Origin of the sequence: Halomonas sp. I1, assembly GCF_032334135.1 — a bacterium.
In the GTDB taxonomy this organism is placed as follows: Bacteria; Pseudomonadota; Gammaproteobacteria; order Pseudomonadales; family Halomonadaceae; genus Halomonas.
In genome coordinates this window covers 344,383-357,889 of the sequence record NZ_JAVXUS010000001.1, presented here as the reverse complement: position 1 = coordinate 357,889, position 13,507 = coordinate 344,383, and the positions used below count along the sequence as shown (strand labels likewise).

Genomic DNA, 13,507 nt, shown 5'->3' with positions numbered 1-13,507 from the left:
CATGTGTGGCATCGTCGGCGCCGTGGCGCAACGCAACGTACAGGGAATCCTGCGTGAAGGGCTCTTGCGCCTGGAATATCGCGGTTACGATTCGGCAGGCATGGTGGTGCGGGATACCGACGGACGCCTGCAACGTCGCCGGGCCCTGGGCAAGGTGGCGGCTCTCGAGGAAAAGCTGGAAGCGTCGCCGCTTACCGGTCACAGCGGCATCGCCCACACTCGCTGGGCGACTCATGGACGTCCCAGCGAGGAGAATGCCCATCCCCACCAGTCCGGTGAACGTCTGGCGGTGGTGCACAATGGCATCATCGAGAACCATGAGTCCCTGCGGGTCGAGCTGGAAGGTGCCGGTTATGATTTCGCCTCCCAGACCGACACCGAGGTCATCGCGCATTTGATCGAGCGTGAAGCACGGGCCACGGATCTGCTGACGGCGGTGCAGGATGTGATCGCACGGCTCGATGGTGCCTATGCCCTGGGGGTGATCCATGCCGACGAGCCGGATGTGGTGATCGGTGCGCGCAAGGGCAGCCCCCTGGTGGTAGGGGTCGGGATCGAGGAGGCTTTTATTGCCTCGGACCCGCTGGCCCTGCTGCAGGTCACGGATCGCTTCATCTATCTCGAAGAAGGCGATGTGGTGCGGCTCTCCGCCGGCGGCAGCATCGAGGTATTCGACGCCTCGGGCCAGGCCGTGGAGCGCGAGGTTCAGACCTTCGAGCATGGCGATGGCAGTGCCAGCAAGGGCGAGTATCGCCATTTCATGCTCAAGGAGATCCATGAGCAGCCGGCGGTCATCGCCGAGACCCTGGAAGGGCGGCTCGGTGATCGCTCGGTACCGGTGGGGAGTTTCGGCCCCGGTGCCGAAGCGTTGTTCTCGCGAGTCTCCCAGATCCACTTGGTGGCTTGCGGAACCAGTTATCATGCCGGTCTCGTGGCCCGTTACTGGCTCGAGCGCTACGCCGGTGTACCGGTGCAGGTAGAGGTCGCCTCCGAGTACCGTTATCGTCGGGTGGTGGTGCCCGAGAACACGCTCTTCGTGACCCTCTCCCAGTCCGGTGAGACCGCTGATACCCTGGCGGCGCTGCGGTTCGCCAAGGACAGCGGTTACCTGGGCAGCCTGGCGATCTGCAACGTGCCGGGCAGTTCCCTGGCCCGCGAGTCCGACCTGACGCTGATGACTCGGGCCGGTCCGGAGATCGGCGTGGCCTCGACCAAGGCATTTACTACCCAGTTGACGGCTCTGATGCTGCTGACCCTGGCGCTCGGCCGCGTGCGTGGCCAGGATGCAGAGGAGCAGGCTGCCCTGGTCGAGGCCCTGCGCGGGCTGCCCGCCCGGGTCGAGCGGGTCCTGGCGCTGGATGGGGAGATCGAGGCCTTGTCCACGGCCTTTGCCGAGAAGCATCATGCCCTCTTTCTCGGCCGTGGCGCCCACTTCCCGGTCGCCCTGGAAGGGGCGCTGAAGCTCAAGGAAATTTCCTACATCCATGCCGAGGCCTATCCGGCGGGAGAGCTCAAGCACGGCCCGCTGGCACTGGTCGACAGCGACATGCCGGTGGTCTCGGTGGCGCCCAATGACGAACTGCTCGACAAACTGAAGTCGAACCTTCAGGAAGTCAGGGCGCGCGGGGGAGAGCTCTTCGTCTTTGCCGATGAAGGTGTTGGCCTGGCCAGCGACGATGGCATCCGAGTACTGCACCTGCCGCCTGTCGAGGACGCGCTGGCGCCGATCCTCTATACCCTGCCGCTGCAGCTGTTGTCCTACCATGTTGCGGTGCTCAAGGGCACCGATGTGGATCAACCCCGCAACCTGGCCAAGTCCGTGACGGTCGAATAGCGGTCACCACGGCCCATCGGGCATATCCGAAAGAGCGACGCCGGGGTAGACGCCCCGGCGTTATCATGGAGGGTGTTAAAAGGCCCAGTCCTCATCCTCCGTCCGCTCGGTGCGCCCGATGACATAGGAGGAGCCCGAGCCCGAGAAGAAGTCGTGGTTCTCTTCGGCACCCGGCGAGAGTGCGGCCAGGATGGCCGGGTCGACGGCTTCTGTGGCGTTCGGGAACAGCGCCTCGAACCCCAGGTTCATTAATGCCTTGTTGGCGTTGTAGTGGAGGAATGCCTTGACGTCTTCGGTCAGGCCGACGTCGTCGTAAAGCGATTCTGTGTACTGGACCTCATTGTCGTAGAGGTCGAGCAGCAGATCATAGGTGGTGTCCTTGATCGCCTTCTGGCGCTCCGGCGTTTCCTGCTCCAGGGCAAGCTGGAACTTGTAGCCGATGTAATAGCCGTGCACCGCTTCATCACGGATGATCAGGCGAATCAGGTCCGCGGTATTGGTCAGCTTGCCGCGGCTCGACCAGTACATCGGCAGGTAGAAACCCGAATAGAACAGGAAGGACTCGAGGAACACGCTGGCGACCTTGCGCATCAGCGGATCGTCGGTGCGGTAGCGATCGAGGATCAGCTCCGCCTTGTTCTGCAGGTGCGGGTTTTCTTCGCTCCAGCGGTAGGCGTCGTCGACATCCCGGGTGGCGCACAGCGTCGAGAAGATCGAGCTGTAGGAGCGTGCATGCACTGACTCCATGAAGCTGATGTTGGTGAACACGGCTTCCTCGTGGGGCGTCACCGCATCCTCGATCAGTACCGGCGCACCGATCGTGCCCTGAATGGTGTCGAGCAGCGTCAGGCCGGTGAACACCCGGATGGTCAGTTGCTGCTCGCGTTCGCTGAGGGTGTTCCACGATGGCACATCATTGGACAGCGGGATCTTTTCGGGCAGCCAGAAGTTGCTGGTAAGCCGGTTCCAGACCTCGAGGTCCTTGTCGTCCTGGAGGCGGTTCCAGTTGATGGCATCGACGCGGGTCAGTCGAACGGTCATGGTTGATATCTCATCCGGTTGTCACGCGGGACGGCCAGCGCCCCGGGAGCATTAAAAGACATTCTTTAGAAACTGAGTGCTCTGGCGACAAGCCTACGAGGAGGCGCTGTAAATACATCCCTGTACGCTACCGACGCCTTCCCTGGCGTCGGACCTCCTCTCGGCTTGTCCCCATGCCCCTGCCTGAAGACGGTTATCTTAAAGTGTGCAGGACACACAGCCTTCCACTTCCGTGCCTTCCAGGGCTGCCTGACGCAGCCGCACGTAGTAGATCGTCTTGATGCCCTTGCGCCAGGCATAGATCTGCGCGCGGTTGATATCCCGCGTGGTAGCCGTGTCGCGGAAGAACAGCGTCAGCGACAGGCCCTGATCGACATGCTGCGTGGCCTCGGCATAGGTATCGATGATCTTCTCGGGGCCGATCTCGTAGGCGTCGCGATAATAGTCCTGGTTGTCATCGTTGAGGTAGGGCGCCGGATAGTAGACGCGTCCCAGCTTGCCTTCCTTGCGGATCTCGATCTTCGACACCACCGGATGAATGCTGGAGGTGGCGTGATTGATGTAGGAAATCGAGCCGGTCGGCGGCACCGCCTGCAGGTTGCGGTTGAACAGGCCATGGCGCATGACCGAGGCCTTGAGCTCGCGCCAGTCCTCGCGCGTGGGAATCCGGATACCGGCCTGGTCGAACAGATCCCGAACCCGCTGTGTCCTGGGTTGCCATTCGCTTTCGGTGTACTTGTCGAAATAGCTGCCGCTGGCGTAGGCGGAGTCCTCGAAGCCGGCGAAGGACTCGCCACGCTCGATGGCCAGGCGGTTCGAGGCGCGCACGGCGTGGTAGGTAATGGTGTAGAAGTAGAGGTTGGTGAAATCCAGCCCCTCTTCGGAACCGTAATGGATGTGCTCGCGAGCCAGATAACCGTGCAGGTTCATCTGCCCCAGGCCGATGGCGTGGGAACGGGCATTGGCCTCGGCGATAGAGGGTACCGAACGAATGTCGCTCATCTCGGACACCGCGCTCAGTGCACGCACGGCGGTCTCGACGCTGGCACCGAAGTCCGGGGAATCCATCACACGAGCAATGTTCAGCGAGCCGAGGTTGCAGGAAATATCCTCGCCGGTCCGGCGATAATCCAGGTTATCGTCGTAAACGCTGGGCGAATTGACCTGCAGGATCTCCGAGCACAGGTTGCTCATGTTGATACGCCCGGCGATGGGGTTGTCGCGGTTGGCGGTATCCTCGAACAGCACATAAGGGTAGCCGGATTCGAACTGCAGCTCGGCGAGCGTCTGGAAGAGTTCCCGAGCGTCGGTCTTGGTCTTGCGGATGCGCGCATCGTCGACCATTTCCTGGTACTTCTCGGTCACGCTGATATCGCCGAAGGGCACGCCGTAGACCCGTTCGACATCATAGGGCGAGAACAGGTACATCGCTTCGTTGCGCTTGGCCAGCTCGAAGGTGATGTCGGGAATCACCACGCCCAGCGACAGGGTCTTGATGCGGATCTTCTCGTCGGCGTTCTCGCGCTTGGTATCGAGAAAGCGCAGGATATCGGGATGGTGCGCGTTGAGATAGACCGCCCCGGCACCCTGTCGCGCGCCCAGTTGATTGGCGTACGAGAAGGCGTCCTCCAGCATCTTCATGATCGGGATGACGCCCGATGACTGGTTGGCGATACGCTTGATCGGTGCACCGGCCTCGCGCACATTGCTGAGCGAGAAGGCTACCCCGCCGCCGCGCTTGGACAGCTGCAACGCGGAGTTGATGGCGCGGCCGATCGATTCCATGTTGTCCTCGATGCGCAGCAAAAAGCACGAGACCAGCTCGCCGCGCTGTTGCTTGCCGCAGTTGAGGAAGGTCGGCGTGGCGGGCTGGAAGCGGCCATGGAGAATTTCGTCGACCAGGGTCCGGGCCAGCGCCTCGTCGCCGCGGGCCAGGGTCAGGGCGACCATGCAGACGCGATCCTCGAAACGCTCCAGATAGCGCTGGCCATCGAAGGTCTTCAGGGTGTAGCTGGTATAGTATTTGAAGGCGCCGAGGAAGCTCTGGAAGCGAAATTTCAGCGCATAGGCCTGATCGAACAGCGCCTTGACGAAGCTTGCGTCGTACTGCGCGAGGATCTCGCCCTCGTAGTAGCCTTCCTCGACCAGGTAATCCAGCTTCTCTTCCAGGGTGTGGAAGAACACCGTGTTCTGGTTGACGTGCTGCAGGAAATACTGACGCGCGGCTTCCCTGTCGGCATCCAGTTGCAGACGACCGTCGGCGTCATAGAGGTTGAGCATGGCATTGAGCGCATGAAAGTCCAGCACCTTTGGCGCCGCATGTTCGGCGGAGGCCATCGCCGTTTCCTCTGTGTCGTCGGGGTGGGTCAGGGTGTCATCCAGCATTGTCGATCTCCGTGGCCAGGCACTCACGTACCTTGGCGACATCCTCGGGGGTGCCCATCAGCTCGAAGCGATAAAGCAGCGGTACCTGGCACTTGTGGGCAATGACGCGGCCCGCCAGGCCGTAAGCGCTGCCGAAATTGGTGTTGCCGCCTGCCACCACGCCCTGGATCAGGGCCCGATTGTGCGCATCGTTGAGAAAGCGGATCACCGGAGCGGGCACGGCCGTGGCGGGATCGCCGTCGCCATAGGTGGGAACCACCAGCACGAAGGGGCGATGCACGCGCAGGGCCTGCTCATCGCGGCTCAACGGTATCCGCTGGGCGGGCAGGCCGAGTTTCTCCACGAAACGGCGCGTGTTGCCCGATCGCGTCGAGAAATAGACCAGTTCGCTCACGTTCGTCTCCGCCGTCAGCCGGCTAACTGACGAATGCGCTCCGGGCGGAAGCCGGACCAGTGGTCGTCCGCGGCAACCACCACGGGCAACTGGCGATAGCCGAGCTCCCGAACGGTATCGGCCGCCTCGGGCTCTTCGCTGATGTCCACCACGGTATAATCGAGCCCTTGCTTGTCGAGGGCGCGGTAGGTGGCATGGCACTGCATGCAGTCGGGCGAGCTATAAATCTTAATAAACATGATATAGATTCTCAGTTAAAAAAGTCTCGTCACAACCATCGGGCCGAATGCCCCGAATGACGCCATCATGACGGCGACGCCATTATTATACAAGATATGGTATCTATCATCCATTCTAGACAAACATATGGTGTTGTCGACGCATTTTCCGATGAGCCATGAAAGCCCCGTGAAGCGCCCTTTCACGAAAGGGCGTGGCACTTCAGCAGAGGATGGGTGATCGAGAGCCTGGAGGCTCGGTATAGTGTGATGCTCGATTCATGCGCGACCAATGGGGCCAGGAGTGGGCAGGCAGCGATGAGCGGACGATTGCATCTGGGACTGCCGATGTGGGCCAACGACGCTTGGCGCGGTAGCCTTTATCCGCCCCACGGCGGCGCGCAAGGTTACCTCGGCGACTACGCCCGGGTATTCTCCGCGGTCGAGGGGAATACCACCTTCTATAGCGGGGCGCCGAAGCCGGAAACCGTGGCGACATGGGCTCGCCAGGTGCCGACCGATTTCCGGTTCTGCTTCAAGTTGCCGTCGAGCCTGACTCACGAGCACCGGCTGGATGGTATCGAGTCGTCCTTCGACGCCTTTCTCGAGGCGCTCGATCCTCTGCGCGGGCGGCTCGGTCCCTTGATGGTCCAGCTTCCGCGGGATTTCGGGGCCGAGGAGCTGCCCAGACTGCGGGCCCTGCTGGCGCGCTGGCCAAGCGATGTTCCTTGTGCTGTGGAAGTTCGCCACAGTGAATTTTTCCACAAGGGGGCGGCCGAGATAGAACTCAACAGGCTGTTGATAAGTCAGGGTGCCAATCGTGTCATGCTCGATGTCCGTCCACTGTTTTCCACCTCGGCCCAGGGCCACCCCGGCATGATCAAGGCCCAGGACGAAAAGCCCAAGCGCCCGCTACATGTGATTTCCACAGGAAATTTTCCTGTGGTGCGTTTTATCGGCCATGTCGATGCCGATATCAATGACCGTTATTTCCACCCCTGGATCGCCAGGCTGGCGTTGTGGATAAAACAGGGGATAAGCCCTTTCCTTTTTGTGCATACTGCCGATAATCGCCATTCCCCCCGGATAGCACGTCGGCTTCACGATGCCCTTGCCACGCATATCGGGTCGCCGCCCCTGCCCGAGTTTGCCGGAGAGCGGCAAGTCGAGCTGTTCTGAGCCTTTTCGATGATCGACGTGGCAGGCCGGCGGCTGGCCATCAAGCGTATGATCAGATATTTTTACGGCTTGATCGTCACTTGCCATGGGGTATTGCGGGCATTCACGCTTACCCGGCGTGATTTTGTCTTCGAACCCCTCGAGGTTCCCGTTACATTGTGCGAACGGTGACGGGACGTCGCCCTGGCAGCGATCCTGCTCGGCACCTGTCATGCCCTTGGAAGCGGTCCGTTGTGATCCGACGTACCGCGGACGTGACGACTACAAGCACAACGCCGTCATTGCATCCGATCGATCAATGACGACACGCACTCTCAAGGTGAAACATGTCGAAACTTTCCCATGCACAATGGTCATCCCGACTGACCTTTATCCTCGCGGCAACCGGTTCCGCGGTCGGTCTGGGCAATATCTGGAAATTCCCCTACATGGTAGGCGATAGCGGTGGCGCGGCCTTCGTGGCGGTCTACTTGCTGTGTATCGCCCTGGTGGGGCTACCGATCCTGGTGGCGGAATGGTTGATCGGCCGTCGTGGCCAGAACAACCCGGCCAATGCCATGGGCGATCTGGCCAAGGGGGCTGGACAGCCCCGCATCTGGATGCTGGTCGGGGTCAGCGGCATTCTCGGGGCCTTCCTGATCCTGTCGTTCTACAGCGTCATCGGCGGTTGGTCGCTGTACTATACCCTGAGTTCGGTGACCGGAGCCTTCAGCGGCCAGGACGCCGATGGTATCAATGCACTGTTTACGGGCATGCTGGGCAATCCAGGGCTGCTGCTGATCGGCCATTCGATCTTCATGCTATTGGTGATCGGTATCGTTGCTCGTGGCGTGACCAAGGGGCTGGAGGGAGCCGTTCGCACCCTCATGCCCGCGCTCGGCGTGCTGTTGCTGGTATTGGTGGGTTATGGCATGACCACCGGCCACTTCGGTGAGGCGGTCGGATTCATGTTCAATCTCGATTTCGGCAAGCTCGATGGTGGCGTGGTATTGGCAGCCATGGGTCAAGCCTTCTTCACACTGTCCCTGGGCATGGGCATCATGATGGCCTATGGCTCCTACCTGGGGCAGGAAGTCAATCTGCTCAAGACTGCTCGGACCGTCATCATCCTCGATACCCTGGTGGCCCTGGTCGCCGGCCTGGCGATCTTCCCGATTGTCTTCGCCAATGGCCTCGACCTGAGCTCCGGCCCCGGATTGATCTTCGTCACCCTGCCGCTGGCCTTCGGCAACATGGGAGGCGGCATCATCCTTGGACTGATGTTCTTCCTGCTGCTGACGTTTGCCGCCCTGACGTCGGCGATTTCCCTGCTGGAGCCGGTGGTGGAGTTCGTCGAGGAACGCACCCCGCTGTCGCGTGTCGGCGCAACCCTGGTTGCGGGCGTGGCGACCTGGGCATTGGGAATCTCGGCGTTGCTCGCGTTCAACGTGTGGAGTGACGTGCTGATTTTCGGCTTCAACGTGTTCGACTTCCTCGACACCCTGACCAGCAAGTATCTGTTGCCGTTGACGGGCCTGATGGCGATCGTCTTCGTCGCCTGGGTGCTGGATCGTGATAGCGTGCGTCGCGAGCTGGGCTTCGGTGACACCGGCGCCATGATCTGGACGATCGTGTCACGCTTTGTCGCTCCGATAGGGGTGGTTGCGGTGTTCGTGTCCAGCCTCTGAGAAGCCGGCGATGCCGTGTCACCAAGGGTGACACCCCCCTGAGCCCCGCTTCGGCGGGGCTTTGTGTTGGCGTCAGACGCCATGTGGAGAGTCTGGTGATCAGTGCATATCGTCGTTCGGTTCGTCCTCGGGAAGCTCGGCGATATCCTGGCTCAGGCGCTTGAACTCCTCGTGGAGTTCGATACCGCGCCGAGCGCGCAGGTTGCGTTGGGCCGCGGTGCGGGAACGCTGCTCGTGTTCGCTGACTTCCATGCTCATGAAGATGTCGAGAAGTTCGCTCTTGACGGAGGTTAACCGTTCGGCTTTTCGCATGATCGACTCTCCTGTCTGCAGTGAATGTGCCGGCATCCAATGACGCTGCCCGACACTGCACTTCTTACTATACCCCACTTGACAGAATGATGACGCCACGTCAACCAACGTCTGTCATATGGACTCGATGAATCCCCGGGTGCGCATTGCCGAACGGCTTGGGGCATACTGTGTACATCGAGACCCTCAACACATGCGCGGGACGCCGAGATAACGCCCGCGAGTCGCAACAAGGAGTGCCGCGTGAGCCTTGGCCTGTTCGATGAAATGAGACGCCGCATGGAGCATTTTCGTCGCTCCGAGCAGAAAGTGGCGCGTTTCGTGCTGCGCAACCCCGAAGAAGTGATCCACATGCGCATCGTCGACCTGGCCACCGAAGCCAAGGTCAGCGAACCCACGGTGGTGCGTTTCTGCCGGGCGCTGGGCTGCAACGGGTTTCAGGACTTCAAGCTCAAGCTGGCTCAGATGCTGGCCACGGGCAGCCAGTTCGCGCAGTTCTCCATGAACGACAGCGACTCGGTGGCGGAATTCTCGCAGAGCATTTTCGATTCCACCGTTGGCACCCTGTTATCGGTCCGCGACCGGCTGGACAACGAATCGCTCAGCCAGGCGATCAATGCCCTGGCCATGGCCAATCGCGTGGAGTTCTACGGGTTCGGCGCCTCCGGAGCGGTGGCCTTCGACGCCCAGCACAAGTTCTTCCGCCTGCAGATTTCCACGGCCGCCTATACCGATCCGCACATGCAGAACATGTCGGCGGCGACCCTCAAGGAAGGCGATGTGGTCGTGGCGATCTCTCAGACCGGCCGTACCAAGGCGCTGGTGGCCAGCGTGCGGATGGCGCGTGACGCTGGTGCCACGGTGATCGGCCTATGCCCGAGCGACACCCCCCTGGCCGGTGAAGTGAGCCTGCCGCTATACATCGACGTGCACGAGGACACCGAGATCTACACGCCGATGAGCTCGCGCATCGCCCACCTGGTACTGGTCGACGTGCTGGCGGTGGGCGTGGCCAAGACTCGCGGCCCCAAGCTCGCCGAACAGCTCAAGGCGGTGAAGCGAAGCCTCAACCCGCTGCGCTTTCCGGAAGAAGACGAGTCCTGAGCCGGCGTAGCCGGCTCAGGAGCTGTAAGCTATAAGCGGTAAGCTGTAAGAAAACTCATGACCTCAGGCTTCGAGGGTAGTTCTCTGGCTTACGGCTTACGGCTTACGGCTTACGGCTTACGGCTTGTGTTAACCTACCGCTCCATTTTCCGAGCAGCGATGCCTTCCCCATGGACGACGTCACGGCGATCCTCGATCAGATGAATCCGGCCCAGCGCGAGGCCGTCAGTGCTCCCCAGGGCAACATGCTGGTACTGGCCGGCGCGGGCTCGGGCAAGACGCGGGTTCTGGTGCATCGTATCGCCTGGCTGATGCAGGCCGAGGGGCTTTCGCCCTACGCCGTGCTGGCAGTGACCTTCACCAACAAGGCGGCCCGGGAGATGCGCACGCGCCTCGAGGCTTTGCTGGGCATTTCGCTGCGACATGTCTGGGTGGGCACTTTCCACTCCATCGCCCACCGCCTGTTGCGCACTCACTGGCAGGATGCGCGTTTGCCGCAGCATTTCCAGATCATCGACAGCGACGATCAACTTCGCCTCATCAAGCGTCTGCTCAAGGATTACAACATCGACGACGAGCGTTACCCGCCGCGTCAGGTGCAGTCCTTCATCTCGGGGTGCAAGGAGGAGGGCCTGCGCCCCCATCAGGTGGATGCCCATGGCGACGCCTATCTGTCGCAGATGGTCGAGCTGTACGAGCGTTATCAATTGACCTGCGAGCGCGGCGGCCTGGTCGATTTCGGCGAACTGCTGCTGCGCAGCCTCGAGCTGCTGCGCGACAACCCCGCCCTGCTGGCCCATTACCAGGAGCGTTTCGGCCATGTGCTGGTCGACGAGTTCCAGGACACCAATACGCTGCAGTATGCCTGGCTGAAACTGCTCACCGGCATGCGTACGCCGATGACCGTGGTCGGCGATGACGACCAGTCGATCTATGGCTGGCGCGGGGCGCGTATCGAGAATATCCGTCGCTTCGAGAAGGAATTCCCGGACACCAGGCTGGTACGCCTGGAGCAGAACTATCGCTCCACCAGCGTGATCCTTGATGCCGCCAACGCCCTGATTCGCTACAACGCCGAACGCATGGGCAAGGAGCTGTGGACGGCGGGGGACCGGGGCGAGCCCATCTCGGTGTATGGCGGCTTCAATGACCTCGACGAGGCACGTTACATCGTCGACACCATTCGTGAGCGCGTCGAGGAAGGCGTCAATCGTCGCGAGATCGCCATTCTGTATCGTTCCAACGCCCAGTCACGGGTCATCGAGGAGACGCTGATTCGTCAGGGCGTGCCTTACCGGATCTATGGCGGTCAGCGTTTCTACGAGCGCCTGGAGATCAAAAACGCCCTGGCCTATCTGCGTCTGCTGCTTAACCGTGACGACGATGCGTCATTGGAACGGGTGATCAATGTGCCGGCTCGTGGCATCGGTACCCGCACGGTCGAGACCCTGCGCAACCGGGCCCGTCAGACCGGCGATTCGCTCTGGCAAGCCCTGCACGATGCCACCTCGGACGGCAGCCTGCGAGGTCGTGCCGTTTCGTCGTTGCAGGCCTTCGCCGACCTGATCGAACAGCTCGACAACGAGGCGTCGGGGCTGTCGCTCCACGATATCATCGACCACGTCAACGCACGCACCGGGCTCGTCGAGCATCACCGCAACGAAAAGGGCGAGAAGGGCCAGGCTCGGGTCGAGAACCTGGAGGAACTGGTCACGGCGGCCAAGGCCTTCACCCAGAGCGAGGCCTTCGAAGGCGTGGAAGCCGGTGAAGGTATGGCCGCTCTGGAAGCCTTCCTGGCCGAGGCGGCGCTCAATGCTGGCGATCACGAAGCCGACGAGTTCGAGGATTGCGTGCAGCTGATGACGCTGCATTCGGCCAAGGGCCTGGAGTTTCCCGTGGTCTTCATGGCCGGTGTCGAGGAAGGCCTCTTCCCGCACAAGATGTCGATGGAAGAACCCGGGCGTCTCGAAGAGGAACGGCGGCTCTGCTACGTGGGCATGACGCGGGCCATGAAAAAACTCTACCTCACTCATGCCGAGCTGCGTCGGCTACATGGCAAGGAGACCTTCCAGCGGCCTTCGCGCTTCCTGCGCGAGGTGCCCGAAGGCTTCATGGAAGAGGTCAGGTTGCGTGGTCAGATCTCGCGACCCGTCACCACCTCGCGCCCCACGCCGACCCTGCAGCAGAACGGCGTCGAAGGCGGCACGGATCTACCGTCGCTGTCGCTCGGCCAGCGTGTCAGTCACCCCGTCTTCGGTGAAGGCGTGATCCTCAACGCCGAAGGCGAGGGCGAGCGCGCCCGGGTCCAGGTCAGCTTCGAGGGCGAGGGTGACAAGTGGCTCGTGCTTGGCTTCGCCAAGTTGACGCCTTTGTAGGTTGGGGTTTCACGGCTTGAAGAAGGTGGCCGTCTTGTCCGGCGGCCCGTCAAGTTATCCACAGAATCATCGTAATAAAAGCGCCATAAGCCCCGAAAAATCGAGCAAGATCTTGCCCGCTGGGCAACTTCTTGCTCGCTTCCAGGCAAGATCTTGCTCGATTTGCCCGTTACGTTTGTTTTGAATTTACAATATCTTATTGAATTAAATAGAAATGGCATGAATTGGCACTAAAAGTGCCCTTTTCAGGGCGTCCTTTGGACATTCGCCAATCGTTCAACGAAATTCGCCCAGCGAATTCACGGTCAAGGAATCGACTCATGCCAACACCATGTTATATCAGCATCGAAGGTCAGACGCAGGGCAACATCACCGCCGGTGCCTTCACGCCCGAGTCCGTCGGCAACATCTATGTCGAGGGCCACGAAGACCAGATGCTGGTTCAGGAATTCAAGCACATCGTCACCGTGCCGACCGACCCGCAGTCCGGCCAGCCGGCCGGCCAGCGTGCCCACAAGCCGTTCATCTTCACCGTGGCCCTGAACAAGGCCGTGCCGCTGCTGTACAACGCCTTGGCTTCCGGGGAAATGCTGCCCAACGTTGAGCTGAAGTGGTACCGCACCTCGGTAGAGGGTAAGCAGGAACACTTCTTTACCACCACCCTGACCGACGCCACCATCGTCGATATCAACCTGCGCATGCCGCATGCTCAGGACTCGAACAAGTCCGAGTTTACTCAACTGATGGACGTCTCCCTGGCCTACCGCAAGATCGACTGGGAGCACACCGTCGCCGGTACCTCCGGTTCCGACGACTGGCGCGCGCCGATCGAGGGTTAACACCCCGATGCCACTCGGCGGCCTGGGTTCGGTTCAGGCCGCACGGGTGGAATCCGCTGCCTGGGCATTGGCCCGGGCAGCCGTCGTGGATGACCCGGATGTGATTCTCCACGACGGCTGCCGAATGGCACCATATCCAAGAAACGGCTTCCAGGAGGA

The 13,507-nt window shown here is 61.2% G+C and carries 11 protein-coding genes; 6 read left to right on the top strand and 5 right to left on the bottom strand.

The annotated features are described in order from the left end of the window. Window position 1 precedes the first annotated feature (1 nt). Complete coding sequence (gene glmS / locus RSO41_RS01615) at window positions 2-1,834, top strand: glutamine--fructose-6-phosphate transaminase (isomerizing) (protein ID WP_315617137.1); 1,833 nt, start codon at window positions 2-4, stop codon at window positions 1,832-1,834. Window positions 1,835-1,909: 75 nt separating this feature from the next. Here the strand turns inward: glmS and nrdF are convergent, their stop codons facing one another. The 4 genes from nrdF to nrdH all read right to left on the bottom strand — a co-directional run bounded on the left by nrdF (window position 1,910) and on the right by nrdH (window position 5,893). Then, window positions 1,910-2,875 (bottom strand): class 1b ribonucleoside-diphosphate reductase subunit beta, encoded by a 966-nt coding sequence (nrdF, locus tag RSO41_RS01610; protein ID WP_315617135.1) that lies wholly within the window; start codon window positions 2,873-2,875, stop codon window positions 1,910-1,912. A 198-nt stretch (window positions 2,876-3,073) separates the two neighbouring features. After that, window positions 3,074-5,212 carry a class 1b ribonucleoside-diphosphate reductase subunit alpha gene (nrdE, locus tag RSO41_RS01605; RefSeq protein ID WP_410000309.1) on the bottom strand — a complete coding sequence of 713 codons (2,139 nt, stop codon included), beginning with the start codon at window positions 5,210-5,212 and terminating at the stop codon, window positions 3,074-3,076. A gap of 37 nt (window positions 5,213-5,249) precedes the next feature. Next, window positions 5,250-5,654, bottom strand: a complete 405-nt coding sequence (nrdI, locus tag RSO41_RS01600) for a class Ib ribonucleoside-diphosphate reductase assembly flavoprotein NrdI (RefSeq protein ID WP_315617131.1) — start codon at window positions 5,652-5,654, stop codon at window positions 5,250-5,252. A gap of 14 nt (window positions 5,655-5,668) precedes the next feature. Then, the gene (nrdH, locus tag RSO41_RS01595; RefSeq protein ID WP_315617129.1) at window positions 5,669-5,893 is read right to left on the bottom strand and encodes a glutaredoxin-like protein NrdH; all 225 of its coding nucleotides are present in this window, start codon (window positions 5,891-5,893) and stop codon (window positions 5,669-5,671) included. A 297-nt stretch (window positions 5,894-6,190) separates the two neighbouring features. On the opposite strand from nrdH, the gene RSO41_RS01590 reads away from it, so the two are divergent. Together RSO41_RS01590 and RSO41_RS01585 are read left to right on the top strand one after the other, a co-directional pair. Next, window positions 6,191-7,051 carry a DUF72 domain-containing protein gene (locus RSO41_RS01590; RefSeq protein ID WP_315617127.1) on the top strand — a complete coding sequence of 287 codons (861 nt, stop codon included), beginning with the start codon at window positions 6,191-6,193 and terminating at the stop codon, window positions 7,049-7,051. A 326-nt stretch (window positions 7,052-7,377) separates the two neighbouring features. Next, complete coding sequence (locus tag RSO41_RS01585) at window positions 7,378-8,718, top strand: sodium-dependent transporter (RefSeq protein ID WP_315617125.1); 1,341 nt, start codon at window positions 7,378-7,380, stop codon at window positions 8,716-8,718. A 99-nt stretch (window positions 8,719-8,817) separates the two neighbouring features. Here RSO41_RS01585 and RSO41_RS01580 read toward each other — a convergent pair whose 3' ends face one another. Then, complete coding sequence (locus RSO41_RS01580; RefSeq protein ID WP_013334182.1) at window positions 8,818-9,030, bottom strand: PA3496 family putative envelope integrity protein; 213 nt, start codon at window positions 9,028-9,030, stop codon at window positions 8,818-8,820. A 243-nt stretch (window positions 9,031-9,273) separates the two neighbouring features. Between RSO41_RS01580 and hexR the strand changes: the two genes are divergently transcribed. The 3 genes from hexR (at window position 9,274) to RSO41_RS01565 (ending at window position 13,348) form a co-directional block, all read left to right on the top strand. After that, on the top strand, window positions 9,274-10,134 hold the full coding sequence (hexR, locus tag RSO41_RS01575) for a transcriptional regulator HexR (protein ID WP_275288035.1): 861 nt from the start codon (window positions 9,274-9,276) through the stop codon (window positions 10,132-10,134). 170 nt (window positions 10,135-10,304) lie between these two features. Next, window positions 10,305-12,509 carry a DNA helicase II gene (gene uvrD, locus RSO41_RS01570; protein ID WP_315617118.1) on the top strand — a complete coding sequence of 735 codons (2,205 nt, stop codon included), beginning with the start codon at window positions 10,305-10,307 and terminating at the stop codon, window positions 12,507-12,509. A 320-nt stretch (window positions 12,510-12,829) separates the two neighbouring features. Continuing rightward, window positions 12,830-13,348, top strand: coding sequence for an Hcp family type VI secretion system effector (locus RSO41_RS01565; RefSeq protein WP_315617116.1), 519 nt, complete (start codon window positions 12,830-12,832; stop codon window positions 13,346-13,348). Window positions 13,349-13,507 lie beyond the last annotated feature (159 nt).